Genomic DNA, 620 nt, shown 5'->3' on the forward strand with positions numbered 1-620 from the left:
TTCCTTACCTCGAGCTAGATACATATTGCCTTTGTCGTCTTCAGCGTAGATGGGCAGATCTACATGATAATCGGGACTACCATTTTTGAGATAAGTGACAGTTACGCAAGGTCGTTTGATCGTTACAGTTCTATTTGAATGAGTTAAAGCATCTCTAACAATTTTTTTAATTTCTACTGAGCCATATTCCTCTTTGTCACAATCTAATAAAACTCCTACATCAATATCATAATCTCCATTCTTAGGCTTAATCCCTGTGCCCAAGGCATAACTACCTTGATTAAAGTATTCAACAAATTGAGGACCATTTGGATCCTTTTTGAGTTCATCTTTTAAGGTGCTAATCAAAAGGTCACGTTTTTCACGTAATGTACTTTCTTCGTCATAACGACCTAATCGAATATTTGTGTGGAACTTAGCATAGTGTTTTTGTGGATTCGCCATATTGTTGTATTCCTGTAGTGCTTTTGTTGTTATGGGGATCTCCTATATTAAATACAAGTTAAGACATTAAAAAAAATAGAATTTTTAAAGGGAAAATTTAATCAAAAAATATTTAAACAAACGATGAGATGTATCAATCTCCAATTTTTAGCATTCCTTCCCAACTAAAATAGTTT

General features: G+C 33.4%; 1 protein-coding gene. It reads right to left on the bottom strand.

The annotated features are described in order from the left end of the window. Positions 1-444 (bottom strand): nucleotidyltransferase domain-containing protein (locus tag D7V20_RS19410; protein WP_147395825.1); only part of this gene is annotated, 444 nt, incomplete at its 3' end. Positions 445-620 lie beyond the last annotated feature (176 nt).

Origin of the sequence: Acinetobacter rongchengensis (assembly GCF_003611475.1) — a bacterium.
In the GTDB taxonomy this organism is placed as follows: Bacteria; Pseudomonadota; Gammaproteobacteria; order Pseudomonadales; family Moraxellaceae; genus Acinetobacter; species Acinetobacter rongchengensis.